Here is a 24,399-nt window from a genome sequence, read left to right as displayed (position 1 = left end):
TGCCGCGCTCAGGGGGCCCCGCTGATCAGGAAGGCCGCCCAGCGCTCCAGCGCGGGCCCGGTGCGCGCCAGCACCCGCCGCGCCATGAGCCCCCGGGCGAAGGTCCCCGGGTGCAGGAGGGGGCGGCCCGGTCCGTCCACGACGACCCGGACGGCCGCGACCGGACGCCCGTCCGCGCACTCGGCCACCACGCCCGACTCCATGTCGGCCACCCGCGCGCCCTGCTCGGCCCAGACGGCCCGCTCCGCGCCCCCCACGACGTGGTCGGTGGTGACCAGCGGCCCGACCTGGACGCTCAGGCCGTCCCTGATCAGCTCCCCGGCCAGCAGCGGCACCGCGTGGCAGCGGACCGGGTCGCCGCCGCCCCGGATCTCGTCGGCGACCAGCACGTCGCCGGGGCGGAGCCGCGCGTCGAGCGCGCCCCCGAACCCCATCGTCACCAGCGCCGCGCACGCCGCCGGGAGCCGGTCGGCGCGCCGGGCGCGGTAGCCGACCACCACGACCGGGGTCGCGGCGAGGCCGCGCCGCACCGCGCGGGCCTCCATCCGCAGACCGGCGCACACCACCGGGCCGACGATGGCGGGCGGGTAGACGCCTGTACTGGTCACCGCCCCAGCGAAACACGCCGCCGGGCGAAGTTCCAGCTCGCGCGCCGACGAGGCGCCCTCACCATGAAGTACTACGGACGCGCCCCGCAAGTCCCGTCTCCGGGAGGACGGACGGGCGGGCGGCCGCGTCCTAGACTCGCCGGCATGACCTCCTCCGTACGCCGGAAGCTGGCCGTCCTGCCCCTGATCCTGCTGCCGCTCGGCGCCCTCGCGGCGTGCGACGGCGAGAACTCCAAGACCGACTGCAACGCCAACTCCTGCACCGTGACCTTCGACCGGGGCGTGGACGCGAGCGCCTCCATCCTCGGCGTGAAGGCCGAGCTGGTCGACGTCAAGGGCGAGACGGTCACGCTCAAGATCGCCGGACAGCGGGTGACGGTCCCGGTGGGCGACGGGCAGCAGTCCGACGGATTCGACGTCTCGGTGCAGTCCGTCACCGACGACCACGTCGTCGTGAAGATCTCCCACAACGGCTGACGGCGCGGGCGGGGGCGCCCGCGCACGGGGGCGGAGCGCATAGGATTCGTTCATGCGTTCGATGACCATCGCGGAGCGGCGCGCGCGCCTGGCCCGGCGGCACCGGCTGGCGCCCGCCGACCGCACCGACGACCCCGCCGCGATCGCCCGTTCCCTGGTGGTGCTGCACGCCACCGACCCCGCGACGGTGTTCCTGTCGGTGGCGGCGCGCAGCGCGCGGGCCGTCCCGGCCGACGTCGAGCGGGCCCTGTACGACGACCGGTCCCTGCTGCGGATGCTCGCGATGCGGCGCACCATGTTCGTGGCGCCGGTCGAGCTGGTCCCGATCCTCCAGGCTTCCACGGCCGAGGCGCTGGCCGACAAGCAGCGCCGCACCTACACGCGGTTCGTCGAGAAGGCGGGCGTGGTCGAGGACGCCGACGCCTTCTTCCGGGACGTCGCCGAGAGCGCCCACCGCGCCCTGCTGGCCCGCGGCGAGGCGACCGGCGCGCAGCTCGGCGCCGACGAGCCCCGGCTGCGCACCCAGATCGACCCGGCGCCCGGCAAGTCCTACTCCAAGCCCACGAGCATCACGACCTGGGTGCTGGTCACCCTCGGCTGCGAGGGGCGGATCGTGCGCGGCCGCCCGAACGGCACCTGGATCAGCAGCCAGTACCGCTGGTCGCCGGTCGAGGCGTGGCTGCCCGGCGGCATCCCCTCCGTCCCCGCCGACGAGGCCGCCGCCGCGCTCGTCGAGCGCTGGCTGCGCGCCTTCGGTCCCGCGCCGCTCAGCGACCTGCGCTGGTGGACGGGCTGGAGCGCCACCGCCGTCCGCAAGGCCCTCGCCCCCCTCGACGTCGCCGAGGTCGACCTCGGCGGGACGACCGGCCTCGTCCTCGCCGACGACCTGGAGCCGGCCGCCCCGGCCGAGCCGTGGGCGGCGCTGCTGCCCGCCCTCGACCCGACCCCGATGGGCTGGCAGGAGCGCGGCTGGTTCCTCGGCGGGCACGGCCCGTCGCTGTTCGACCGCAACGGCAACATCGGCCCGTCCCTGTGGTGGGACGGGCGGATCGTCGGCGGCTGGGCGCAGCGCGCCGACGGCGAGATCGTCCTGCGGTTCCTGGAGGACGCCGGCGCCGACGCGCGGGCCGCCGCCGAGCGGGAGGCCGAGCGCATGGCCGCCTGGTACGGCGGCATCCGCGCGGTCCCGCGCTTCCGCACACCGCTGGAACGCGAGCTCACCGCCTGACCCGGCCGCCGCCCCGATCAGTACGGGTGCACCAGGGCCTGGTCGCGGCGGCGCCTGGCGTTGTTGCGGCGGATCGCCACGAACGCGAACCCGAGGACCGCGAACACCGTCAGCGGCAGCCCGACGACCAGGGACATGCCGAGGTAGAAGTCCTGGGTGTCGTCCGGCGTCACCAGCACCCGGCCGCCGGGGCCGCGGCAGGTCAGCAGCCCCTGCCCGCTCACCGGCGCCTCGAACGTGGCGGCGTAGGAGTAGCCCGCCTTGTCGTTGGCGCTCCAGGAGTTCTTGCGCGTCAGCCTGACGTCACTGGACTGGCTGCCCTGCTGGACGGTGCAGGCGTAGGGCGCGGACTGGCCGCTGCGGACGTACAGGAAGTAGTTGTAGCCCCCTACCAGGTCCACGGCCACGCCCTGCCTGGGGTCGCCCGACTTCGGTGACGCCGAGGCGACGCCGGGGTCGTTCACCGCGAGGCCCACCATGAGCCCGATCGCGATCAGGGCCGCGGCGAGGAACGCGACCGGCAGCGCGTACCAGCCCGCGCTCGGCTTGATCGGCGGCGGCGCCCAGGCGGGGCCCGGGGGGAGCGGCCCCCCGGGCGGCGGTCCCATCGGTGGATTCGCCCCGGGCCACATCGTCGCACTCCCTCTTGCCGTGTTCTGATCGCCACGATCCCAGACAAACCGGCGACCCGCCAGCGCCGCCCCGAAGGCCGTTCAGCGGACGGGCCGCCCCGCCGCCTCCAGCGCCGCCTTGACCTCGGGGATCGTCAGCTCGCCGAAGTGGAAGACGCTCGCGGCGAGGACCGCGTCGGCGCCCGCCTCGACCGCGGGCGCGAAGTGCGCGACCTCCCCCGCGCCGCCGCTGGCGATGACCGGCACCGTGACCGCAGCGCGCACCCGGCGGAGCATCTCCAGGTCGAAGCCCGCCTTGGTGCCGTCGGCGTCCATCGAGTTCAGCAGGATCTCCCCGACGCCGAGGTCCTGGCCGCGCCGGGCCCACTCGACCGCGTCGATGCCGGTGCCCTCGCGGCCGCCGTGGGTGGTGACCTCGAACCCGGACGCGGTGCCCGGCGCGCGGCGCGCGTCCACCGACAGCACCACGCACTGCGACCCGAACCGGTGCGCGGCCTCGCGCAGGAACTCCGGCCGCGCGATCGCGGCGGTGTTCACCGACACCTTGTCGGCGCCCGCACGCAGCAGCCGGTCGACGTCCTCGACGGTGCGGACGCCGCCGCCGACGGTCAGCGGGATGAACACCTGCTCGGCCGTGCGCCGCACCACCTCGTAGGTGGTGGACCGGTCGCCGCTGGAGGCGGTGATGTCCAGGAACGTCAGCTCGTCGGCGCCCTCGGCGTCGTAGCGGCGGGCCAGCTCGACCGGGTCGCCCGCGTCCCGCAGGTTCTGGAAGTTGACGCCCTTGACCACGCGCCCGGCGTCGACGTCCAGGCACGGGATCACCCTGACCGCCACGCTCACCTGACGGCCTCCAGGGCCTCTTCCAGCGTGAACGCGCCCGCGTACAGGGCCTTGCCGACGATCGCGCCCTCGACGCCGTCCGGGACGAGCCCGGCGAGCGCCCGCAGGTCCTCCAGCGACGAGACCCCCCCGGAGGCGACGACCGGCCTGTCGGTGCGCGCGCACACCTCGCGCAGCAGCTCGGTGTTGGGGCCGCGCAGCGTGCCGTCCTTGGTGACGTCGGTGACGACGTAGCGCGGGCAGCCGTCCTCCTCCAGGCGGGCGAGGACCTCCCACAGGTCGCCGCCCTCGCGCGTCCAGCCCCGCGCGGCGAGGGTCGTGCCGCGCACGTCCAGGCCCACCGCGATCCGGTCGCCGTGCGAGGCGATGATCTTCCGGCACCAGGCGGGGTCCTCCAGCGCGGCGGTCCCGATGTTGACGCGGGCGCAGCCGGTCGCGAGCGCGGCCTCCAGCGAGGCGTCGTCGCGGATCCCCCCGGACAGCTCGACCCTGACGTCCAGGCGCCCGGTGACCTCGGCGAGCAGCTCGCGGTTGGAGCCGCGGCCGAACGCGGCGTCCAGGTCGACGAGATGGATCCACTCCGCCCCCGCCCGCTGCCACGCGAGCGCGGCCTCCAGAGGCGCGCCGTAGGACGTCTCGGAGCCGGCCTCGCCCTGCACCAGGCGGACCGCCTGGCCGTCGGCGACGTCGACCGCGGGAAGGAGCGTCAAAGTCATGCGGAAACCCTATCGAGGCGGAGAGGACTGATATCGGTGGTCAGGCGAGCGTGGTCAGGCCAGCGTGGTCAGCCAGTTGCGCAGGAGCGCGGCGCCCGCGTCGCCCGACTTCTCGGGATGGAACTGGGTCGCGCACAGCGGGCCGTTCTCCACGGCGGCGACGAACCGGTCGCCGTGCTCGGCCCAGGTGACCAGCGGGGGCTTCAGATGCCCGGTCGGGTCGGGCTCCAGCTCCCAGCGGCGCGCGGCGTAGGAGTGCACGAAGTAGAACCGGGTGCCGGGGTCGATCCCCGCGAACAGGTCCGACCCGGAGGGGGCGTCCACCGTGCTCCACCCCATGTGCGGGACGACCGGCGCCTCCAGCCGGTCGACCGTGCCGGGCCACTCGTCGCAGCCCTCGGTGGTGACGCCGTGCTCGATGCCCTTGGTGAACAGGATCTGCATGCCGACGCAGATGCCGAGGACGGGCCGTCCGCCCGCGAGGCGACGGCCGATGATCTGCTCCCCGCGCACCGCGCGCAGGCCCGCCATGCACGCGGCGAACGCGCCGACGCCGGGGACGACCAGCCCGTCGGCGCCGAGCGCGGTGTCCCAGTCGGAGGTCACGGTCACCTCGGCGCGGGACCCGGCGGCGCGGGCGAGCGCGCGCTCGGCCGAGCGCAGGTTCCCCGAGCCGTAGTCCAGGACGGCGACCCTCCTCACAGCCACAGCACTCCCCCGGCGACCGCGAGCCCGGCCAGCACCAGCACGACCAGCGCCGCGATCTTCAGCCCCTGCTTGACGAAGCTGTAGACGCCCGCGAGCAGGAACGCCGCGACCGCGAAGACCACGACGTTGCCGTAGGTGAACTCCACCCCGCCGACCTCCACGGCTACAGCGCCCCCTTGGTGGAGGGCACGCCGTGCACCTTCGGGTCGAACGCGACCGCGTCGCGCAGCGCACGGGCGAGGGCCTTGAACTGCGCCTCCACGATGTGGTGGGCGTTGCGGCCGTAGGGGACGTGGACGTGCAGCGCGATCCGGGCGTGCGAGACGAACGATTCGAGCACGTGCCGGGTCATCGTCGTGTCGTACTCGGGGCCGATCATCGGGGCCATGCCCGCGGGCTCGGAGTGCACGAGGTAGGGGCGGCCCGACACGTCCACCGTGACCTGCGCGAGCGCCTCGTCCAGCGGGATCGAGGCGTCGGCGAAGCGGTGGATGCCGGCCTTGTCGCCGAGCGCCTCGGCGAAGGCCTGGCCGAGCGCGATCGCGGTGTCCTCGATCGTGTGGTGGCTGTCGATGTGCAGGTCGCCGGTGGTCTTGACGGTCAGGTCGAACGACCCGTGCTTGCCGAGCTGGGCCAGCATGTGGTCGAAGAACCCCACGCCGGTCGCCACGTCGACCCGTCCGGTGCCGTCCAGGTCGATCTCGACGAGGACGCGGGTCTCGCTGGTCCCGCGTTCGACCCGTCCCTTGCGCGTCACGAACTCTCCTCCAGTGCTTGCGGATCACTCAGGGCGGCGCTCAGCGCGGCGCGGAACGCGGCCATCTCCGCCGGGGTCCCGACGCTGACCCGCAGCCATTCCGGCGGGCCCACCTCGCGGATCAGGACGCCGCGCGCCAGCATGCCCTCCCAGACCGCGCGGCGGTCGGGGAACGTCCCGAACAGGACGAAGTTGGCGTCGGAGTCGGCCACCCGCAGCCCCAGCCCGCGCAGCCACGCGACGGTCCGGTCGCGCTCGCCGCGCAGGGCCTCGACGCCGCCGAGCAGCTCCTCGCCGTGCGCGAGCGCCGTGCGGGCGACCGCCTGGGTCACCGCCGACAGATGGTAGGGCAGCCGGACGAGCAGCAGCGCGTCGACCACCGCCGGATGGGCGGCGAGGTAACCGAGCCGGGTCCCGGCCATCGCGAACGCCTTCGACATAGTCCGCGTGACGATCAGGCGCGGGTGGCGCTCCAGCAGCGTCAGCGCGGACGGGGTGCCGGCGCGGCGGAACTCCGCGTACGCCTCGTCCACCACGACCATGCCGGGCGCGGCGCGCAGCACGGCCTCGATCGCCTCCAGCGGCAGCGCGGTGCCGGTCGGGTTGTTCGGCGAGGTGAGGAACACGACGTCGGGCCGGTGCTCGCGGACGGCGGCGACCGCGCGGGCCGGGTCGAGGCCGAAGTCGGCGTCGCGGGAGGCGTCCACCCAGCGGGTCCCCGACACGCGGGTGATGATCGGGTGCATCGAGTACGACGGCTCGAAGCCGAGCGCGGTGCGCCCCGCGCCGCCGAACGCCTGGAGGATCTGCTGGATGATCTCGTTGGAGCCGTTCGCGGCCCACACCCGGCGGCCGGACAGGCCCGCGCCCGGCGTGTCGGCGTTCAGGAACGCCGCGAGGTCGTCGCGCAGCGCGGCCGCGTCGCGGTCGGGGTAGCGGTTGAGGGTCCCGGCGACGTCCATGACGGCCTCGCCGAGCGCCTTCACCAGCCGCTCGGACGGCGGGTAGGGGTTCTCGTTGGTGTTCAGCGCGCAGGGCACGTCGAGCTGGGGGGCGCCGTAGGGCTCCCGGCCGCGCAGGTCGTCGCGGATCGGCAGGTCGTCCAGCGAGGTCACGAGGGCACCTCCCAGCCGAACCGGGCCTTCAGCGCGGCGCCGTGGGCGGGCAGGTCCTCGGCCTCGGCGAGCGCGACGACGCGCCCGGTGGCCTCCGCGAGCGCGTCCCGGTCGTACTCGACGACGTGGACGCCGCGCAGGAACGACTGCACCGACAGCCCCGAGGAGTGGCAGGCGCAGCCGCCGGTCGGCAGGACGTGGTTGGACCCGGCGAGGTAGTCGCCGAGCGACACCGGCGCGTGCCGTCCGACGAAGACCGCCCCGGCGTTGCGGACGCGGGCGGCGACCTCCGCCGCGTCGGCGGTGTGGATCTCCAGGTGCTCGGCGGCGTAGGCGTCCACGACGGCCAGGCCGGCCTCGACCGAGTCGACCAGGACGATGCCGGACTGCCGCCCGGCGAGCGCCTCGGTGATCCGCCCGGTGTGCTTCGTGCGCGCGACCTGCGCCGCCAGCTCGGCCTCGACCTCGCCCGCGAGCCGCGAGGAGTCGGTGACCAGGACGGCGGCGGCGAGCACGTCGTGCTCGGCCTGGCTGATCAGGTCGGCGGCGACCTCCGCCGCGTCGGCGGTGCCGTCGGCGAGGATCGCGATCTCGGTCGGGCCCGCCTCGGCGTCGATGCCGATCACGCCCTTGAGCAGGCGCTTGGCGGCGGCGACGTAGACGTTGCCGGGCCCGGTGACGAGGTCGGCGCGGGCGCAGTCGGCGGTGCCGTAGGCGAACATCGCGACGGCCTGGGCGCCGCCGACGGCGTGCACCTCCTCGACCCCGAGGAGCGCGCAGGCCGCGAGGATCGCCGGGTGCGGCAGCCCCCCGAACTCCTTCTGCGCGGGCGAGGTGACCGCGAGCGACCCGACCCCGGCCTCCTGCGCGGGGACGACGTTCATGACCACGCTGGAGGGGTAGACCGCCCGCCCGCCCGGCACGTACAGCCCGACCCGCCCGACCGGGATCCACCGCTCGGTGACCGTGCCGCCCGGCACGACCTGCGTGGTGACCTCGCCGCGGCGCTGCGCCCGGTGCACGACGCGGGCGCGGCGGATGCTCTCCTCCAGCGCGTCCCGGACGGCCGGGTCGAGCCCGGCGAGGGCCGCGTGGATCTCCTCGACCGGGACGCGGCTGCTCTCCCGGTCCACCCCGTCGAACGCCCTGGTGTGCTCCCGGACCGCCGCCGCGCCGCGATGGCGCACGTCCGCGCAGATGGGCCGCACCTTGTCCAGGGCGGCCTCGACGTCGAGTTCGGCGCGGGGCAGCACGGAGCGCAGGTCGCCCGGAAGGGGACCGCGCAGGTCGATACGGGAAATCACCCGCCCAGTCTACGGAGTGCGCACGGGTCACCGTCGCATCGCCCGCACGGCGTCTCACGTGCCGAGACGCGCCCGGTGGTCAGATCCGCAGCGTCCCGTCCAGCACGGTGACGGCGGTGCCGGTGAGGACCACCCGGTCGCCGCGCAGCTCGGCCCGCACGTACCCGCCGCGCTCGGACGCCTGGTAGCCGGTCACGGCGGCGCGGCCGAGCCGGGCGGCCCAGAACGGGGCGAGCGCGCAGTGCGCCGACCCGGTCACCGGGTCCTCGCCGTCGCCGAGCAGCACCCGCGCACCGAAGAACCGGGAGACGAAGTCGTACCCGCCTCCGGGCTCGGCCGCCGCGGCCGTGACGATCACGCCGCGCGCGTCGATCTCGGCGAGCGCGGCGGTGTCGGCGGCCAGCCCCCGCACCGACGCCTCGTCCGCGACCTCGACGAGCAGGTCGTTCTGGTCGTTGCGGCCGGTCCACAGCGGCGCGGCGCCGAGCGCGCCGGCCAGGCCCTCCGGCGGGTCCACCCGCGCGGCGGGGACGGCGGGGAAGTCCATCGACAGCGACCCGTCGGCGGCGCGGGTGACGGTGAGCACGCCGCTCTCGCGCGTCCGGAACCGGATCGGGGCGCCCGCGTCGACGGTGCCGGTGTCGTAGAGGGCGTGGGCGCTCGCGAGCGTGGCGTGCCCGCACAGCGCGACCTCGACGAGCGGCGTGAACCAGCGCAGCTCGAAGTCGGCGTCCGGGTCGGGCAGGGGGCGGACGTAGGCGGTCTCCGAGTGCTTCATCTCGGCGGCCACCCGCTGCATCCAGCCGGCGTCGGCGGCGTCCTGGAGCAGGCAGACCCCCGCGGGGTTGCCGGCGAACGGGCGGGCGGTGAAGGCGTCGACCACGAGCATGCGCATGATCGTGACGCTACGCGCCACCGCGCGTCCGGAAGGAGGGCCAATCGGCGAAAAGTGGCCCATCGCTTCAGATTGTGAGAATTCCACAATGGGGAGATCATCGGTCCCGGCGTACGCTGGCGCACGGGGCGCCGTGCCGGAGGCGTCCCGCGAGCGTGGGAGAACCCTGTGACCGAGCGGCTCGCCCTGTTCCCGCTGGGCACCGTCCTGTTCCCGGGGCTGGTGCTGCCGCTGCGCCTGTTCGAGGGACGCTACCGCCTGCTGATCGCCGACCTGCTGGAGCGGCCCGAGCCGCGCCGGTTCGGGGTCGTCGGGATCGAGCTCGGACACGAGGTCGGCGACGACGGCGCACGGCGGCTGGCCGAGGTCGGCTGCGTCGCCGAGGTGCGCGAGGCGACGCCCCGGCCGGACGGCCGGTACGACATCGTGACCACCGGGACCAGCCGGTTCCGGCTGAAGGGGCTGGACCGCTCCCGCCCCTACCTCCAGGGCGAGGTGGAGTTCCTGCCCGAGGAGCCGGGCGGCGACCCCGAGCCGTCCGCGCGCCGCGTCCGGCGGCTGTTCCGGCTGTACCGGGAGCGGCTGCGCTCGGTCGGCATCGCGCCCGGCGGCGACCCGGACGACCCCGACCTGCCGGACGACCCGGTCCGGCTGTCCTACGTCGTCGCGGCCTCGCTCGTCCTGGACGGCCACGAGAAGCAGCGGCTGCTGGAGGCCGAGGACGCCGCGCTCCGGCTCGCCGCCGAACGCGACCTGCTCGCCCGCGAGAACCGCATCCTGGACGCGCTGCCGACGATCCCGGCGGGCCAGTTCCTGGACGGCTCGTTCCACCCCAACTGAAGGGGGCGGGCAGACTGTCCCCCATGAGCGCTGCCAAGGCCAAGGGGGCCAAGGGGACACCGGCCACCCTCGCCGCCGCCGAGGCCGGGATCGAGTTCACGCTGCACGCCTTCGAGGCCGACCCGGACGCCGAGTCCTACGGGCGGGCCGCCGCCGACGCCCTCGGCCTGCCCCCCGAGCACGTCTTCAAGACCCTGCTCACCGAGGTGGACGGGCGGCTCACCGTCGGCGTCGTGCCGGTCTCGGCCAGCCTGGACCTGAAGGCGCTCGCCGCCGCCGCGGGCGGGAAGAAGGCGCGGATGGCCGACCCGGCCGACGCCGAGCGCGCCACCGGGTACGTCGTCGGCGGGATCAGCCCGCTCGGGCAGCGCCGGAGGCTGCCGACCGTGCTGGACGCGTCGGCCTCAGCGCTCGGGACCCTCTACGTCTCCGCCGGACGGCGCGGCCTGGAGATCGAACTCTCCCCCGCCGACCTCGTCCGCCTCACCGGGGCCGTGCTCGCCGCCATCGCCCGAGGGTAGCCGCCGGAACACCAGCTCCAGCAGCCCGTACGCGGCGACCGCGAGCACCGGCCAGAACACCAGCACGCCCTTGGCGCGCAGGTCGGCGACCCCCTCGACGACGGTGCCGTCGCGGCCGTGCCGCACCGCGTCGCGGTAGCCGTCCAGCCCGACCATGTGGCCGGTCCGCCACGCGAGCACCGCCGCCGCCGCACCGCCCGCGACCAGCCCGAGCAGCAGCGCGACATCGTCGAAACGGCGGCCCACCGCGTAGGCGGCGGCCCCGCAGCAGAGCCCGGCGACCAGCGCGATCAGCGCGAACCGCACGTCGACGCCGATCGGGCCCTGGCCCTCGGGATCGGCGAGCAGCGGCTCGCCCTGCACGATCACATACCGCACCGTCGGGGCGGTCTTCGCCCACAGCAGCCCGAGGGGCGGCCCGAGCAGCGCCACGAGAGCGGTGGTGGCGACCCAGGTCGCCAAGAGCCTCCCGGCCGGTCGCCGCACCTCGTACGCTCCTTGGTGGAAGTGTCGTCTGACAGCGAAAGCCTAGCCTGCCCGCGTCGGCCGGATCGACCGTCACAAGGTGCCCGATTCCCGCCCACAGCCGCCTCGATCACTGGGATAATGTGCCCGACATGTCCGGATTCAGTCCCGCGTTCGAACGCCTCGGCGCCGCCCTGGCGGCCGTCGTCCTGCAACGGCAGGAGACGCTCGCCGAGTTCCTCCCGCGCGAGGACTGGAGCGCCGACCTGACCGCCCGCACCTACGCCAGCGGCGGCGTCACCGTACGCGTCTCGCTGCTCGGCAGCTACGCCGCGCGCGAGCGCACCTGGCTGTGGGGCTGGGCCAACCCCCAGTTCGGCCCCGACCACCCCGCCGTCGCCCCGACACTGATCATCCGCACCCTCGGCGAACGGCTCGGCGTCACCGAGTTCACCACCCCCGAGGTCGACCTGTCCTGGTACGAGGGCCCCGCCGGGCACGGTGGCGAACTCGTCGCGATGGCCGCCGGCGGCGTGCTCGGCGGCGCCGGATACATCGGCGCCGGATACGACGGCGGCTCCGCCTACCTCCACGTCGACGACCCCCAGGCGCCGCCCGCCGGATGGGACCCGGTTCCCGTCCCCCGCCTGCTGTCGAACGCCACGAGCCTGTTCCCGCACGAGCCCCGCCTCACGCTGGCGGGGCTCCTGTCCCACCACCGCGTCCCCTACCGCCAGACCGACGCCCTCACCGAACTCCGCCCCCCCGGCGGCCCCACCACCCGGGCCCACTTCGACAACCTCGGCCGCTTCATCCACTGGGAAAGCGTCGAACCCGTCCCGGTGCCTTCGGCGTCAGGCGCTTAGAGTGGTGTGGTAAGCCCAGCCCGCGGCGACCTCCACGTTGCGATCGCGTCCGAAGGCAGATTCGAGCCAAGCGGGAATCTGATCGCGAAGCGAGCCGTCAAGGCGAGTTCGGAGCGCGCCCAGCGCCCGACGCCGAGGGCACCGCGATGAACACTGGTCAGCCCAGGCAGGAGGGGCCCAGGAGTTGCTTCAGGTCGCCCATCAGGGCGGGGGACGGCGCCACGCGTAGGCGGTCGTCCAGGCGGACCACCGTGGTGCGCGGGCCGTTCTGCAGGTGCAGGTGGACCTCGGCCGTGCCCGGGTGGGTGATCAGCACCTCCTTGAGGCGCGTGACGGTCGGGGGGGTGCAGCGGCCCAGCGGGAGCGTGACCGACAGCGGGCCGGTCGCGTCGGTGATCGTCAGGTCGGGCTGGACGACCTCCATCGCGATGATCTTCGCGACGTCCTCGCGGCGGTCCAGCCGGCCCTTGACGACGAGGATCGCGTCCTCGGCGAGGAGGGTCGAGCACAGCTGGTAGGACGAGGGGAAGCACATCACCTCGATGGAGCCGCCCAGGTCCTCCAGCTGGAACATGGCCCAGGAGTTGCCCTGCTTGGTGACCTTGCGCTGGAGGCCCGACACCAGCCCGGCGACGATCACGACCTGGCCGTCGGGGCGCTCGCCCCCGTTCAGGACGGCGATCGTGCAGTCGGCCTCGCGCTCCAGGATGTGCTCGACACCGAGGAGCGGGTGGTCGGAGACATACAGGCCGAGCATCTCCCGCTCGAAGGCGAGCAGGGTGGTCTTGTCCCACTCCTCGCTGTCGGGGATCGCGACGGCGAAGGCGTCCTCGGCGTCGTCGTCCTCCAGCGCCCCGAACAGGGAGTCCTGCCCGATGGCCTCCTTGCGCTTGATGTCGATGACCGAGTCGATCGCCTGCTCGTGCGCCATCAGCAGCGCCTTGCGGCGGTGGCCGAGCTCGTCGAAGGCGCCCGCCTTGATCAGCGACTCCACGACCCGCTTGTTGCAGACGATCGGCGGGACCTTGCTGAGGAAGTCGTTGAAGTCGGCGTAGGCGCCCTTCTCGCGGCGGGCCGCGACGATGCCGTCCACGACGTTCGTGCCGACGTTGCGGACGGCCGACAGCCCGAACCGGATCTCGGTGTCGCCGAGCGGGGTGAAGTCGGCCTCGGAGGTGTTGACGTCGGGCGGCAGGACCTTCAGGCCCATCCGGCGGCACTCCGACAGGTAGAGGGCGCTCTTGTCCTTGTCGTCGCCGACCGAGGTGAGCAGGCCCGCCATGTACTCGGCCGGGTAGTTGGCCTTCAGGTAGGCCGTCCAGTAGGAGACCAGCCCGTAGGCGGCGGAGTGCGCCTTGTTGAAGGCGTAGTCGGAGAACGGGACGAGGATGTCCCACAGCGTCTTCACGGCCTCCTTGGAGAAGCCGTTGTCGATCATGCCCTGCTCGAACCCGACGAACTGCGCGTCCAGCTCGGCCTTCTTCTTCTTGCCCATGACCCGGCGGAGAAGGTCCGCCTTGCCGAGCGTGTAGCCCGCCACCTTCTGCGCGATCGCCATGACCTGCTCCTGGTAGACGATCAGGCCGTAGGTCGTGTCGAGGATCTCGCGGAGCGGCTCCTCCAGCTCGGGGTGGATCGGCGTGATGTCCTGCTGGCCGTTCTTGCGGAGCGCGTAGTTGGTGTGGGAGTTGGCGCCCATCGGGCCCGGCCGGTACAGGGCGCCGACGGCGGAGATGTCCTCGAAGTTGTCGGGCTTCATCAGCCGCAGCAGCGAGCGCATCGGGCCGCCGTCGAACTGGAACACCCCGAGGGTGTCGCCGCGGGCGAGCAGGTCGTAGGTCGGCTGGTCGTCCAGCGGCAGCGAGAGCAGGTCGACGTCCACGCCCTTGTTCTTCTTGATGCCCTTCAGCGCGTCGTCGATGATCGTCAGGTTGCGCAGGCCGAGGAAGTCCATCTTCAGCAGGCCGAGCGTCTCGCAGGTCGGGTAGTCGAACTGCGTGATGATCGCGCCGTCGGCGTCCCGGCGCATGATCGGGACGTGGTCGGTGATCGTCTCACCGGACATGATGATCCCGGCGGCGTGCACGCCGGTCTGCCGGATCAGCCCCTCCAGACCCTGCGCCAGGTCCATGATCTGCTTGACGTCGGTCTCTTCCTCGTACAGCTTGCGCAGCTCGCCGGCCTCGCCGTGGCGCGGGTGCTTGTCGTCGAAGATGCCCGACAGCGGGATGTCCTTGCCCATGACGGCGGGCGGGAACGCCTTGGAGATCCGGTCGCCGAGCGCGTAGGGGAAGCCGAGGACGCGGCCCGCGTCCTTGATGGCGGCCTTCGCCTTGATGGTGCCGAACGTGGCGATGAAGGAGACCTTGTCCGCGCCCCACTTCTCGGTGGTGTAGCGGATGACCTCGGCCCGCCGGTCTTCAGGGAAGTCGATGTCGATGTCGGGCATGGACGCGCGCTCGGGGTTCAGGAACCGCTCGAAGATCAGCCCGTGCGGGATCGGGTCGAGGTCGGTGATGCCCATGGCGTAGGCGATCAGCGAGCCCGCCGCGCTGCCGCGCCCCGGGCCGACCAGGATGCCGTTCTCCTTCGCCCACATGATGAAGTCGGCGACGACGAGGAAGTAGGACGGGTAGCCCTTGCCGAGGATGACGTCCATCTCGTACTCGGCCTGTTTCCGGTACCCGTCGGGCAGGCCGTCGGGGAAGCGGCGCTCCAGGCCCTTCCAGACCTCCTTGCGGAACCAGCTCTCCTCCGTCTCGCCCTCGGGGACGGGGAAGCGCGGGCTGAGGTCGCGGTACTCGAACATGCCCGCCGGGTCGACCCGCTCGGCGATCAGGAGGGTGTTGCGGCACCCCTCCTGCCAGATGTCGGAGGTGTCGATCGCCCGCATCTCGTCGGCCGTCTTGATGTAGTAGCCGCTGCCGTCGAACCGGAACCGGTCGGGGTCGGCGAGCTGCTTGCCCACCTGCACGCACAGCAGCGCGTCGTGCGCGGTCGACTCCGACTCGTGGGTGTAGTGCGAGTCGTTGGTCACCACCGGCTTGATGTTCAGCTTCCTGCCGATGTCGATCAGGCCCTGCCGGACGCGGCGCTCGATGTCGAGGCCGTGGTCCATCAGCTCAAGGAAGTAGTTGTCCTTGCCGAGGATCTCCTGGAAGGTCGCGGCGGCCTTGAGCGCCTCGTCGAACTGGCCGAGCCGCAGCCGTGTCTGGACCTTCCCCGACGGGCAGCCGGTCGTGGCCATCAACCCGTCCGCGTGCTCGGCGAGCAGCTCCTCGTCCATGCGCGCGTACTTGAAGACGAAGCCCTCGGTGTAGGCGCGGCTGGAGAGCTTGAACAGGTTGTGCAGGCCCGTCCGGTTGCGCGCCCACAGCGTCTTGTGGTTGATCAGACCGCCGCCGGAGACGTCGTCGCGCTTCTGGCTCGGCTCGCCCCAGTGGACCTTCTTCTTGTGGTAGCGGGACTCCGGCGCCATGTACGCCTCGATCCCGATGATCGGCGTCACCCCGGCGGCCGTCGCCTGCCTGTGGAAGTCGTAGGCGCCGTGCATGTTGCCGTGGTCGGTCATGGCGATCGCCGGCATCTCCTGCCGCCCGACCTCCTCGAACATCTGCTTCAACCGGGCGGCTCCGTCGAGCATGGAGTACTCCGTGTGAACATGCAGATGAACGAACGAGTCCGCCATGCCTGATGCGCCTCCTGCTCGTCGACATGCGACCGCGCACGTACGGATCCGCACGTGTTGGTCGCCATCGGTCCCGGGGGAAGATCGCCGCTCCGGGGCTGGGCCCGGAACGACGCGGTCCTGAGAGCCTAACCCCCATCCCGCGCCGCCGGGGACCCGACGCGCCGTCGTCCCTTACGTCCCGTCCGTCTCACTACGCTCGGTGGGCGCGCGTCCGCGCGGCGCTCTGGTAGGCGCCGGGCGGGACCCCGACCGTCCGCTTGAAGTGGCGGGTCAGGTGGGCCTGGTCGGCGAAGCCCGTGCGGGACGCCACGTCCGCCGGGCGCAGGCCCTCGTCGAGCAGCGTCCGCGCCGCCCGCACCCGCACCTGGTTCAGGTAGGCGTGCGGCGGCAGCCCCACCCGCTCCCGGAACGCCCTCAGCAGCGGGAACGGGCGCGTCCCCACCAGTTCGGCCAGCTCGTCCAGGGACGGCGGGTCGAGGAGGCTGGCCTCCAGGATGTCCCGCGCGTCGCGGACGGCCGGGGGCAGCGCGGCCGGGCCGGCGTCCCCGCGCACCTGCTTCGCGTGCCGGGTCAGCAGCCCCGCCAGCGCGACCCGCAGCAGGGACGAGGCGGCCAGCGCGTCGCCTCTCTCACCGGCCCGGTGGAACGCGCGCAGCCGTCCCGCCGCGGCCGGGTCGTCCAGCACGGCCGGGAACGCGATCGTGCCGCGCGGCGCGCCCAACTCCCGGGCGATCCCGCTCACCAGCTCCACCGGCGGGTAGATCACCCGGTACGCCCAGCCCTCGGGCACGCCCGCCTGCCCGGTGTGGACGACGCCCGGATTGACCACCGCGAGCGAGCCGGGCCCGGCCCGCTCCAGGCCGCCCGGCAGGTCGAACTCCTCGACACCCGACTCGATCAGCGCGATCGTGTGGCCGGGGTGCGCGTGCCGGGTGAACCGGTGCGTCACGTAGCGCGCCCGCAGCAGATCGACCTCCGGCAGCGCCGGATGCCGGAAGTAGCGGGCGACCTCTCCCCCCGGGCCGCCCTTCGCGTCCGATCCCCCCATGTCCGACATGGTAGCCACGGCCGTCTCACGGGACGAGACGACAGGTCCCGGGAACTGGCGTTCACCCGGCCGCCCGCCCTACCATCGGGGCCATGGACCGCCGCCACTTCGCGTTTACGCAGCCGGCTCCGGGCGAGCCGGTCGGCGAGCCGACCTGAGCGACGACCCCGGAGCCGGCCAAGGCAGAGACCCCCACGGGCTCTGCCTTTTCCGTTGGACGCGTCCCGTCGGACGCACACGCCTCGTGAGCCCGCGCCCCGCGCGCGGGCACGACCATGGACGAGCGCGGCTCCGGTAACGGCTCCCTTCGCGACCGGCCGCCGCCGCAGGAGGGAACACGCATGCAGGACCAGGTGATCGGAGAGGGCGCGGCCCGCACCGCGTCGGGGGAGCTGCGGGTGGCGCTGCCGCCGGTGGCGGAGATCGGCTCGCTCGCCGAGGCCCGCGCGGCGATCGACGGCCTCGACGCGGCGCTCGCCGTCCTGCTGGAGCGCCGCGCGGCCGTCGCGGCGGTCGTCCAGCGGCTGAAGCCCGTCGGCGGCTTCGCCGGGCGCAGCCCCGAGCGCGAGCGGCAGATCGTCGAGGCGATGGCCGAGCACGCCCCCGCCCTCGGCGCCGAGCGGCTGGCCCGGATCATGAACGCCGTCATCGAGGCCGGGCTGGAGGCCGCCGCGTCCCGCTGAGGGGCCGCCCGGCGCAAGAACGTTCAAGATAGGGCGGCGGGACCGCCGTTAGCGTCGCCGCCATGACCTCGACAAGACCCCCCGGCTCCGCGGCCGTGCGGGAACCGGCGGTGGACGGGCGGCGCGCCGCCGTGCGGGACGGCCTCGGGGTGGGCGTCGCCGTCGGCGTGTCCGGGCTGGCGTTCGGCGCCGCCGCGATCACGGCGGGCCTGTCGGTGGCGCAGACCGCCGTGCTGAGCCTGCTGGCGTTCACCGGCGCGTCGCAGTTCGCGCTCGTCGGCGTGATCGGCGGGGGCGGCGGGCTGGCCGCCGGGACGCTCGGCGCCGTCCTGCTCGGCGGCCGCAACGCCCTGTACGGGCTGCGGCTGGCGAGCGCGCTGGACGTGCGGGGCTGGCGCCGGCTGCTCACCGCGCAGGTCGTCATCGACGAGACGACGGCGGTCGCGACCGCGCAGCAGGGCCGGGCCGCGATGCGCGCCGGGTTCTACAGCGCCGCCGTGACCCTGTACGCGATGTGGAACCTGACCACGCTGCTGGGCGCGGTCGGCGCGGCCCGGCTCGGCGACCCCGAGACGCTCGGGCTGGACGTCATCGGGCCCGCCGTGTTCCTCGCGCTGCTCTGGCCGCGCCTCACCTCCGCCCGCGCGCCGGACGGCGCGCGCGGCCAGGTCGGGGTGGCCGCGGCCGCCATGGCGATCGCCGTCGCCGCGACGCCCGTGCTGCCGCCCGGGGTCCCGGTGATGCTGGCCGCCGTCACGGCGCTGCCCGCCCTCCTGTCGCGGAAGGCGGACCGGTGAACGTCTGGATCGCGGTCGTCGCCACCGGGCTCGGCTGCTACGCGCTGAAGCTCGGCGGGCTCGTCATCCCGCAGCGGGTGCTGGAGGACGCCCGGGTGCGGCGGTTCACCGACCTGGTCCCCGTCGCGCTGCTGAGCGCGCTCATCGCGGTGCAGGCGCTCGCGGACGGCAGGACGCTGGAGTTCGACGGCGCCCGCCTGGCGGGCCTGGGCGCGGCGGTGGCCGCGCTCCTGCTGCGGGCGCCGTTCCTGGTCGTGCTCGTGGTCGCGGCGGGGGTCGCCGCCGGGCTGCGCCTCCTGTGAGGAGGGTGGGCCGCGGTCAGGACTCGTCGGAGACGATGTCGAGCGCGCGGGCCAGGTCGGCCGGGTAGGGGCTGGTGAACTCCACCCACTCGCCGGTGCCCGGGTGCTCGAAGCCGAGCCTGGCGGCGTGCAGCCACTGGCGCGTCACGCCGAGCCGAGCCGCGAGGGCCGGGTCGGCGCCGTAGGCCATGTCGCCCACGCACGGGTGCCGGATCGCGGACATGTGCACGCGGATCTGGTGGGTGCGGCCCGTCTCCAGGTCGATGTCGAGCAGCGACGCCGCCCGGAACGCCTCCACGGTGTCGTAGTGGGTCACCGACGGCTTGCCGCCCGCCACCACCGCGAACCGCCCGTCGCCGGAGGGGTGCCGGTCGATCGGCGCGTCCACCGTCCCGCGGAACGGGTCGGGGTGCCCCTGGACGAGCGCCTGGTAGCGCTTGTCGATGCGGCGCTCCTTGAACGCCCGCTTCAGCCGCGAGTAGGCGACCTCGCTCTTGGCGACGACCATCGCGCCCGTGGTGTTGGCGTCGAGCCGGTGCACGATCCCCTGCCGCTCGGACGCGCCGCTGGTGGCGACCGTGTGCCCGGCGCCGAGCAGCCCTCCGAGGACGGTCGGGCCCGTCCAGCCGGTGGTGGGGTGCGCGGCGACGCCGACCGGCTTGTCGACCACGACGATGTCGTCGTCCTCGTACAGGACGCCCATGCCGGGGACCGGCTCGGCGACCGGCGCGGGCGGGGCGGGCGGCGGCGGCAGCGTCACCTCCAGCCACGCCCCGGCGTGCAGCCGCTCGGACTTGGTGGCCACCTCGGCGCCGTCCAGCAGGACGTCGCCGGCGGCGATGATGTCGGCGGCGCCGCCCCGGGACAGGCCGAACAGCCGGGCGAGGGCCGCGTCGATCCGCTCCCCCTCCAGCCCGTCGGGGACGTGGATGCCGCGCACCTCCCCCATCACGGCTTGTCCCCCGCGTCCTCGGTCTTCTCGGTCTTCTCGGCCTTCTCGGCGGGCGGTTCCGCGTCGCCGGCGGGAGGCTCGGCGGGCTCCTCCTTGCCGGTGAGGCGCGTCCCGTCGATCTGGAGGCCGCGGGCGGCGAGCACGACGGCGAGGATCCCGCCGCACACGATCGCCGAGTCGGCCAGGTTGAACACCGGGTAGTGCGGCAGCTGGATCCAGTCGACGACATGGCCCTTCAGCGGCGCCGGGGCGCGGAACAGCCGGTCGATGAGGTTGCCGATCGCGCCGCCGAGCAGCAGCCCGAGGCAGATCGCCCAGGGCAGGCTCCGCAGGTTGCGGGCCGTGCGCAGGATCGCCACGACGACGCCGGACGCGATCACGGTGAACACGATCGTGTAGCCGGTGCCGATCGAGAACGCGGCGCCGCTGTTGCGGGTCTCGCGCAGGGTCAGCAGCCCGCCGAGCAGCTCGATCGGCTCCTCGTTCTGGAGCGCGGCCACGACGATCGTCTTGGACAGGAGGTCGGCGGCGAGCGCGGCGAGCGCCACGGCGACCAGCACGCCGACACGGCGCGGCCGAGGAGATCCCGTGGATTCCCCGGCCCCGCCCTCTGGGTTCGTTGAGTCGCTCAGCGACGTTCCTCGCGTTGTTTGCATGTCACACACAGGGTCGCACGCGGGAAGACCTGGAGGCGCGCCTTGCCGATCGGCCTGGCGCACGACTCGCAGGTTCCGTACGTGCCCCCGTCCATCCGCTGGACGGCCCGCTCGATCTGGGTGAGCAGGTCCTGCGAATTGTAGGACAGCGCGAGCTCGTGCTCGCGCTCGTAGGTCTTGGCGCCCGCGTCGGCCTGGTCGTCGCCCGCGCCCTCGCTGGTGTCGCCCTCGGCGATCTGGCTCGCGGACGCGGCGATCTCGGCGCGCAGCGCGGCGATCTGCTTCTCCAACCCGGCGCGGACCTCGGCGAGCTCGGCGGCGGTCCAGTGCCCCTCGCCCTCGCGGACGGGCAGCTCGGCGGCCTTCGCGGCGGCCTCGCCGTTCGCCCTGCCGCCGGCCTTCCGGGCCTTCGGCGCCTTCCCGGCGGTCTTACCGGCCTGGCCGCTCTTGGCCGCGCCGCGGCGGCCGGCGGGCCCCGCCGGCGCCGATCTCGTGCCCCGGGTCTTCTTCCCGGAGGACCTCTCCCCGGAGGGCGTCTCGCCCTTCCCAGCGGCGGCCATCTCGGCCTCCCTCGCGCTGATCGCCTCGACAGGCAGTGCGGGCAGCATAAGTCCCCTTTCCCGGGCACGGCAAACGACCTGGCGTTTGTTACCGACCGCTTATGCCCGGGTGCAGATCGTCGAGAAACCCCGGAGATCGCAGAATCATCGGAAAGGAAGGGCGCGGCGGCCGCCGGGAGCGCGCCCCGGTGGTATCGGGAAGAGGAACCGCCCCCGGTACGTTAAAGTCGGTCTGAGCAGTGGTGTCGACAGGCCCTGATGGGGACGCCTGCCGCCGCACGCAGCCATGAGCGACCCGGGGACGGTGCGAGCCCGGGGGCGAGCCCGGCGGTTGATCACCCCGGAGCCGCCGGAGGAACCGCCCGAGCGCCGCGAGGCGGCGGGCCCAGTAGAACCGGCGGTCGGCACCGCAACGAAGTGGGCCGCGCCGTGCCGGCGTGGCCAAGGAGGGTGGTACCGCGGGGCGCGTCCGGACGATCCGGGCCGCGGCCTCGTCCCTCCGGTCAACGTCTCACGTCGATCCGGAGGTCCGCCCAAGTGAGCCGCCGTAGTTTCCGGCCGCTGCCCGCGCAGGTCGATCTGCCCGCCCTGGAGCGGGACCTGCTGCGCCGCTGGCGCGACAGCAAGGTTTTCGAGCGCTCGCTGGAGCGCACCGCGTCCGGCCCGCGCTGGATCTTCTACGAGGGGCCGCCCACCGCCAACGGCATGCCCGGCGTCCACCACGTCGAGGCCCGCGTGTTCAAGGACGTCTTCCCGCGCTTCAAGACCATGAAGGGCTACCACGTCCCCCGCAAGGCGGGCTGGGACTGCCACGGCCTGCCCGTCGAGGTGGCCGTGGAGAAGGAGCTCGGGCTCACCGGCAAGAAGGACATCGAGGAGTACGGCGTCGCGGAGTTCAACGACCGCTGCCGCGAGTCGGTGCTGCGGCACGTGGACGCCTTCGAGGAGATGTCCGAGCGGATGGGCTTCTGGGTCGACACCGACCAGGCGTACCGGACGATGGACCCCGAGTACGTCGAGGCCGTCTGGTGGTCCCTCAAGGTCATCTTCGACAAGGGGCTGCTGTTCCGCGACTTCCGGATCACGCCGTACTGCCCGCGCTGCGGCACCGGCCTGTCCGACCACGAGCTGGGCCAGCCCGGCGGGTACGAGACCGTCACCAGCCCGTCGGTGTACGTGCGGCTGCCGGTGACCTCCGGCCCGCTGGCCGAGCTGGGCGCCTCGCTGCTGGTCTGGACGACGACGCCGTGGACGCTGGTGGCCAACACCGCCGTCTCCGTCCGCGCCGACGTGACCTACGTCGCCGCCCGCCCGGCGGGGTCGGACGAGGTGCTGGTCGTGGCGGAGGCGCTGCTGGAGAAGGTCCTCGGCGCGGACGCCGAGCGCCTCGCCGCCTTCCAGGGCTCGGAGCTGGAGCGCACCCCCTACTCCCGGCCGTTCGACCTGGTCGAGATCCCGGACGCGCACTACGTCGTCCTCGGCGACCACGTCACGGTCGAGGACGGCACCGGGCTCGTCCACACCTCGCCCGCGTTCGGCGAGGACGACATGGCCGTCTGCAAGGCGTACGGTATGCCGGTCGTCAACCCCGTCGGCCCGGACGGGCGGTTCCCGCGCGAGCTGCCGCTGGTCGGCGGCAAGTTCTTCAAGGACGCCGACGAGCCGCTCACCGACGACCTGCGCGCGCGGGGGCTGCTGTTCCGCGGCGGCCACTTCGAGCACAGCTACCCGCACTGCTGGCGCTGCCACACGCCGCTGCTGTACTACGCGCTCCCCGCCTGGTACATCCGCACCACCGAGATCAAGGACCGGCTGCTGGAGGAGAACGAGAAGACGAACTGGTTCCCCGAGACGGTCAAGACCGGCCGGTACGGCGAGTGGCTGCGCAACAACGTCGACTGGTCGCTGTCGCGGAGCCGCTACTGGGGCACGCCCCTGCCGCTGTGGGTGTGCGGCGAGGACGAGGACCACATCACCTGCGTCGGCTCCCTGGAGGAGCTGGGCGAGCTCGCGGGCAGGGACCTGTCCGCGCTGGACCCGCACCGCCCCTACGTGGACGACGTCACCCTCCCCTGCTCCGCGTGCGGGGGCGAGGCCCGCCGCGTCCCCGACGTCATCGACGCCTGGTACGACTCCGGCTCGATGCCCTTCGCGCAGTGGGGCGCGCCCCACCGCAACAAGGAGGTCTTCGAGAGCTCCTACCCGGCCCAGTACATCTGCGAGGCCCAGGACCAGACCCGCGGCTGGTTCTACTCGCTCATGGCCGTCGGGACGCTCGTCTTCGACCGCTCGTCCTACGAGGACGTCCTGTGCCTCGGGCTGATCCTCGCCGAGGACGGCCGCAAGATGAGCAAGCACCTCGGCAACGTCCTGCGCCCCATCCCGCTGATGGACGAGCACGGCGCCGACGCGGTCCGCTGGTACATGCTGGCCAGCGGGCTCCCCTGGGCGTCCCGCCGGGTCGGGCACTCGGCCCTGGAGGAGATCGTCCGCAAGGTCCTCCTCACCTACTGGCACACCGCGTCGTTCTTCGTCCTGTACGCGAACGCGGCGCAGGCGCAGGGCCGCGCGTGGACGCCGGACCGCCTCGCGGAGGCGCCCGCCCCCGCCGACCGCCCGCTGCTGGACCGCTGGGCGCTGGCCGAGCTGCACCGCACGACCGCCGAGGTGGACGCGGCGCTGGAGCAGTACGACACCGCCCGCGCGGGGCGCCGCCTGGCCGAGTTCGTCGACGACCTGTCCAACTGGTACGTCCGGCGCTCCCGCCGCCGCTTCTGGGAGGGCCCGGAGACGCCGGAGGGCGCGTCGGCGTTCGCCACGCTCTACGAGTGCCTGGAGACCCTCACCCGCCTCATGGCGCCGATGGTCCCGTTCGTGACCGACCACGTCTGGGACGTCATCCGCCCCGAGGACGCCCCCGAGTCGGTGCACCTCACCGACTGGCCGTCCGCGCGCGAGGACCTCCTCGACCCGGAGCTGAGCGCGCGGATGGCGCTGGTCAGGCGGCTGGTGGAGCTCGGCCGCTCCGCGCGCGCCGCGAGCGGCGTCCGGACCCGCCAGCCCCTCGGCCGCGCCCTCGTCGGCGCCCCGGGCTGGACCTCGCTGCCCGAGCAGCTCCGCGTCCAGATCGCCGAGGAGCTGAACGTGCTGGCCTTCGAGGAGCTGTCCTCGATCGGCGTCGACCTGGTGGAGTACGAGGTCAAGCCCAACTTCCGGGAGCTCGGCAAGCGGTACGGCAAGGACACGCCGAAGGTCGCGGCGGCCGTGAAGGCCGCGGAGCCCTCGGCCCTCGTGCACGCGCTGCGCGACGGCGGCGCCGCCGAGGTGCGGGTGGCCGACCTCGGCACCGTCCCGCTGGCGCCCGGCGACGTCATCGTCACCGAGCGGCCGCGCAGCGGGTGGGCCGTGGAGAGCGCGGCGGGCGAGACCATCGCGCTCGACCTCACCGTCACGCCCGAGCTGCGCCGCGCGGGGCTGGCGCGGGAGGCCGTCCGCCTCGTCCAGGAGGCGCGCAAGGCCGCCGGGCTGGAGGTCACCGACCGCATCGAGCTGTGGTGGCAGGCCGCCGGCGACGACCTCGCCGAGGCGCTGCGCGCGCACACCGCCGAGGTCACCGCCGAGGTCCTCGCCACCTCCATGTCCGAGGGGCGCCCGGACGGCCTGAGCGCGGGCCGCGACGACGAGCTGGGCCTCACCTACTGGCTCCGCAAGGCCTGACCCCGCGTGCGCGCCGGG

At 73.7% G+C, this 24,399-nt stretch carries 25 protein-coding genes; 9 read left to right on the top strand and 16 right to left on the bottom strand.

The features are described from left to right. Positions 1-8: 8 nt before the first annotated feature. Entirely contained in the window at positions 9-608 is a 600-nt protein-coding gene (locus tag KLI87_RS17215; RefSeq protein WP_173390850.1) for a 1-hydroxy-2-methyl-2-butenyl 4-diphosphate reductase, read from the bottom strand. Positions 609-752: 144 nt separating this feature from the next. On the opposite strand from KLI87_RS17215, the gene KLI87_RS17210 reads away from it, so the two are divergent. Together KLI87_RS17210 and KLI87_RS17205 are read left to right on the top strand one after the other, a co-directional pair. Then, entirely contained in the window at positions 753-1,085 is a 333-nt protein-coding gene (locus tag KLI87_RS17210) for a hypothetical protein (RefSeq protein ID WP_156218438.1), read from the top strand. Between the two features lie 52 nt (positions 1,086-1,137). Further along, positions 1,138-2,313 carry a winged helix DNA-binding domain-containing protein gene (locus KLI87_RS17205; RefSeq protein ID WP_156218439.1) on the top strand — a complete coding sequence of 392 codons (1,176 nt, stop codon included), beginning with the start codon at positions 1,138-1,140 and terminating at the stop codon, positions 2,311-2,313. 17 nt (positions 2,314-2,330) lie between these two features. On the opposite strand, the gene KLI87_RS17200 is transcribed toward KLI87_RS17205, so the two are convergent. From KLI87_RS17200 to KLI87_RS17160, 9 genes are all read right to left on the bottom strand, one after another. Continuing rightward, positions 2,331-2,921 (bottom strand): hypothetical protein, encoded by a 591-nt coding sequence (locus KLI87_RS17200; RefSeq protein ID WP_214617844.1) that lies wholly within the window; start codon positions 2,919-2,921, stop codon positions 2,331-2,333. 105 nt (positions 2,922-3,026) lie between these two features. Beyond that, positions 3,027-3,788: an imidazole glycerol phosphate synthase subunit HisF gene (gene hisF, locus KLI87_RS17195; protein WP_214617843.1), complete on the bottom strand. Its 762-nt coding sequence runs from the start codon at positions 3,786-3,788 to the stop codon at positions 3,027-3,029. Beyond that, positions 3,785-4,504 carry a bifunctional 1-(5-phosphoribosyl)-5-((5-phosphoribosylamino)methylideneamino)imidazole-4-carboxamide isomerase/phosphoribosylanthranilate isomerase PriA gene (gene priA / locus KLI87_RS17190; RefSeq protein ID WP_156218441.1) on the bottom strand — a complete coding sequence of 240 codons (720 nt, stop codon included), beginning with the start codon at positions 4,502-4,504 and terminating at the stop codon, positions 3,785-3,787. The genes hisF and priA overlap by 4 nt, the downstream gene beginning before the upstream one ends. A gap of 54 nt (positions 4,505-4,558) precedes the next feature. Further along, the gene (gene hisH, locus KLI87_RS17185) at positions 4,559-5,206 is read right to left on the bottom strand and encodes an imidazole glycerol phosphate synthase subunit HisH (protein WP_214618104.1); all 648 of its coding nucleotides are present in this window, start codon (positions 5,204-5,206) and stop codon (positions 4,559-4,561) included. Further along, complete coding sequence (locus KLI87_RS17180; RefSeq protein WP_156218442.1) at positions 5,203-5,373, bottom strand: hypothetical protein; 171 nt, start codon at positions 5,371-5,373, stop codon at positions 5,203-5,205. Before KLI87_RS17180 ends, hisH begins: the two co-directional genes overlap by 4 nt. A gap of 2 nt (positions 5,374-5,375) precedes the next feature. After that, positions 5,376-5,969 carry an imidazoleglycerol-phosphate dehydratase HisB gene (hisB, locus tag KLI87_RS17175; protein ID WP_214617842.1) on the bottom strand — a complete coding sequence of 198 codons (594 nt, stop codon included), beginning with the start codon at positions 5,967-5,969 and terminating at the stop codon, positions 5,376-5,378. After that, positions 5,966-7,084, bottom strand: a complete 1,119-nt coding sequence (locus KLI87_RS17170) for a histidinol-phosphate transaminase (protein ID WP_214617841.1) — start codon at positions 7,082-7,084, stop codon at positions 5,966-5,968. Before KLI87_RS17170 ends, hisB begins: the two co-directional genes overlap by 4 nt. Further along, positions 7,081-8,388 (bottom strand): histidinol dehydrogenase, encoded by a 1,308-nt coding sequence (hisD, locus tag KLI87_RS17165; RefSeq protein ID WP_214617840.1) that lies wholly within the window; start codon positions 8,386-8,388, stop codon positions 7,081-7,083. Before hisD ends, KLI87_RS17170 begins: the two co-directional genes overlap by 4 nt. Positions 8,389-8,467: 79 nt before the next feature. Beyond that, a complete protein-coding gene (locus KLI87_RS17160; RefSeq protein WP_214617839.1) occupies positions 8,468-9,283 on the bottom strand; it encodes a PhzF family phenazine biosynthesis protein in 816 nt (271 codons plus the stop codon). A gap of 168 nt (positions 9,284-9,451) precedes the next feature. On the opposite strand from KLI87_RS17160, the gene KLI87_RS17155 reads away from it, so the two are divergent. Together KLI87_RS17155 and ybaK are read left to right on the top strand one after the other, a co-directional pair. Beyond that, positions 9,452-10,123, top strand: a complete 672-nt coding sequence (locus KLI87_RS17155) for an LON peptidase substrate-binding domain-containing protein (RefSeq protein WP_214617838.1) — start codon at positions 9,452-9,454, stop codon at positions 10,121-10,123. A 23-nt stretch (positions 10,124-10,146) separates the two neighbouring features. Further along, complete coding sequence (gene ybaK / locus KLI87_RS17150) at positions 10,147-10,644, top strand: Cys-tRNA(Pro) deacylase (protein ID WP_156218444.1); 498 nt, start codon at positions 10,147-10,149, stop codon at positions 10,642-10,644. On the opposite strand, the gene KLI87_RS17145 is transcribed toward ybaK, so the two are convergent. Continuing rightward, positions 10,528-11,130: a hypothetical protein gene (locus KLI87_RS17145; protein ID WP_308166048.1), complete on the bottom strand. Its 603-nt coding sequence runs from the start codon at positions 11,128-11,130 to the stop codon at positions 10,528-10,530. The two genes, ybaK and KLI87_RS17145, sit on opposite strands and share 117 nt — an antisense overlap. A 131-nt stretch (positions 11,131-11,261) precedes the next feature. Between KLI87_RS17145 and KLI87_RS17140 the strand changes: the two genes are divergently transcribed. Beyond that, positions 11,262-11,975, top strand: a complete 714-nt coding sequence (locus KLI87_RS17140; protein ID WP_156218445.1) for a DUF6882 domain-containing protein — start codon at positions 11,262-11,264, stop codon at positions 11,973-11,975. A gap of 157 nt (positions 11,976-12,132) precedes the next feature. Here KLI87_RS17140 and dnaE read toward each other — a convergent pair whose 3' ends face one another. Beyond that, the gene (gene dnaE / locus KLI87_RS17135; RefSeq protein ID WP_214617837.1) at positions 12,133-15,663 is read right to left on the bottom strand and encodes a DNA polymerase III subunit alpha; all 3,531 of its coding nucleotides are present in this window, start codon (positions 15,661-15,663) and stop codon (positions 12,133-12,135) included. 193 nt (positions 15,664-15,856) lie between these two features. Then, a complete protein-coding gene (locus KLI87_RS17130) occupies positions 15,857-16,714 on the bottom strand; it encodes an AraC family transcriptional regulator (protein ID WP_156218447.1) in 858 nt (285 codons plus the stop codon). Positions 16,715-17,055: 341 nt separating this feature from the next. On the opposite strand from KLI87_RS17130, the gene KLI87_RS17125 reads away from it, so the two are divergent. The 3 genes from KLI87_RS17125 to KLI87_RS17115 all read left to right on the top strand — a co-directional run bounded on the left by KLI87_RS17125 (position 17,056) and on the right by KLI87_RS17115 (position 18,496). Then, positions 17,056-17,397, top strand: a complete 342-nt coding sequence (locus tag KLI87_RS17125) for a chorismate mutase (RefSeq protein ID WP_214617836.1) — start codon at positions 17,056-17,058, stop codon at positions 17,395-17,397. A 62-nt stretch (positions 17,398-17,459) separates the two neighbouring features. After that, a complete protein-coding gene (locus KLI87_RS17120; protein WP_214617835.1) occupies positions 17,460-18,194 on the top strand; it encodes an AzlC family ABC transporter permease in 735 nt (244 codons plus the stop codon). Next, positions 18,191-18,496: an AzlD domain-containing protein gene (locus tag KLI87_RS17115; protein ID WP_214617834.1), complete on the top strand. Its 306-nt coding sequence runs from the start codon at positions 18,191-18,193 to the stop codon at positions 18,494-18,496. The genes KLI87_RS17120 and KLI87_RS17115 overlap by 4 nt, the downstream gene beginning before the upstream one ends. Positions 18,497-18,512: 16 nt before the next feature. On the opposite strand, the gene KLI87_RS17110 is transcribed toward KLI87_RS17115, so the two are convergent. The 3 genes from KLI87_RS17110 to KLI87_RS40085 form a co-directional block, all read right to left on the bottom strand. Beyond that, positions 18,513-19,445: an RluA family pseudouridine synthase gene (locus KLI87_RS17110; protein ID WP_156218450.1), complete on the bottom strand. Its 933-nt coding sequence runs from the start codon at positions 19,443-19,445 to the stop codon at positions 18,513-18,515. Then, positions 19,445-20,008, bottom strand: a complete 564-nt coding sequence (gene lspA / locus KLI87_RS17105; protein WP_308166047.1) for a signal peptidase II — start codon at positions 20,006-20,008, stop codon at positions 19,445-19,447. The genes KLI87_RS17110 and lspA overlap by 1 nt, the downstream gene beginning before the upstream one ends. Positions 20,009-20,076: 68 nt before the next feature. Continuing rightward, the gene (locus KLI87_RS40085) at positions 20,077-20,457 is read right to left on the bottom strand and encodes a TraR/DksA C4-type zinc finger protein (protein ID WP_246250205.1); all 381 of its coding nucleotides are present in this window, start codon (positions 20,455-20,457) and stop codon (positions 20,077-20,079) included. A 744-nt stretch (positions 20,458-21,201) separates the two neighbouring features. Between KLI87_RS40085 and ileS the strand changes: the two genes are divergently transcribed. Further along, complete coding sequence (ileS, locus tag KLI87_RS17095) at positions 21,202-24,381, top strand: isoleucine--tRNA ligase (RefSeq protein ID WP_308166046.1); 3,180 nt, start codon at positions 21,202-21,204, stop codon at positions 24,379-24,381. Positions 24,382-24,399 lie beyond the last annotated feature (18 nt).

This window comes from Actinomadura sp. NEAU-AAG7 (genome assembly GCF_018603865.1).
Classification (GTDB): Bacteria; Actinomycetota; Actinomycetes; order Streptosporangiales; family Streptosporangiaceae; genus Spirillospora; species Spirillospora litoris.
Note: the sequence above shows the minus strand (reverse complement) of the source record. Positions and strands in the feature narration are given on the sequence as shown.

What these genes read in the sequence shown, in the direction of transcription:
- KLI87_RS17200 (WP_214617844.1), bottom strand. Translation starts at nt 2,921, where the DNA reads ATGGGACCGCCGCCCGGGGGGCCGCTCCCCCCGGGCCCCGCCTGGGCG.
- dnaE (WP_214617837.1), bottom strand. Translation starts at nt 15,663, where the DNA reads ATGGCGGACTCGTTCGTTCATCTGCATGTTCACACGGAGTACTCCATG.
- KLI87_RS17210 (WP_156218438.1), top strand. Translation starts at nt 753, where the DNA reads ATGACCTCCTCCGTACGCCGGAAGCTGGCCGTCCTGCCCCTGATCCTG.
- KLI87_RS17110 (WP_156218450.1), bottom strand. Translation starts at nt 19,445, where the DNA reads ATGGGGGAGGTGCGCGGCATCCACGTCCCCGACGGGCTGGAGGGGGAG.
- KLI87_RS17125 (WP_214617836.1), top strand. Translation starts at nt 17,056, where the DNA reads ATGCAGGACCAGGTGATCGGAGAGGGCGCGGCCCGCACCGCGTCGGGG.
- KLI87_RS17130 (WP_156218447.1), bottom strand. Translation starts at nt 16,714, where the DNA reads ATGGGGGGATCGGACGCGAAGGGCGGCCCGGGGGGAGAGGTCGCCCGC.
- ybaK (WP_156218444.1), top strand. Translation starts at nt 10,147, where the DNA reads ATGAGCGCTGCCAAGGCCAAGGGGGCCAAGGGGACACCGGCCACCCTC.
- KLI87_RS17160 (WP_214617839.1), bottom strand. Translation starts at nt 9,283, where the DNA reads ATGCGCATGCTCGTGGTCGACGCCTTCACCGCCCGCCCGTTCGCCGGC.
- KLI87_RS17120 (WP_214617835.1), top strand. Translation starts at nt 17,460, where the DNA reads ATGACCTCGACAAGACCCCCCGGCTCCGCGGCCGTGCGGGAACCGGCG.
- priA (WP_156218441.1), bottom strand. Translation starts at nt 4,504, where the DNA reads ATGACTTTGACGCTCCTTCCCGCGGTCGACGTCGCCGACGGCCAGGCG.
- KLI87_RS17205 (WP_156218439.1), top strand. Translation starts at nt 1,138, where the DNA reads ATGCGTTCGATGACCATCGCGGAGCGGCGCGCGCGCCTGGCCCGGCGG.
- KLI87_RS17140 (WP_156218445.1), top strand. Translation starts at nt 11,262, where the DNA reads ATGTCCGGATTCAGTCCCGCGTTCGAACGCCTCGGCGCCGCCCTGGCG.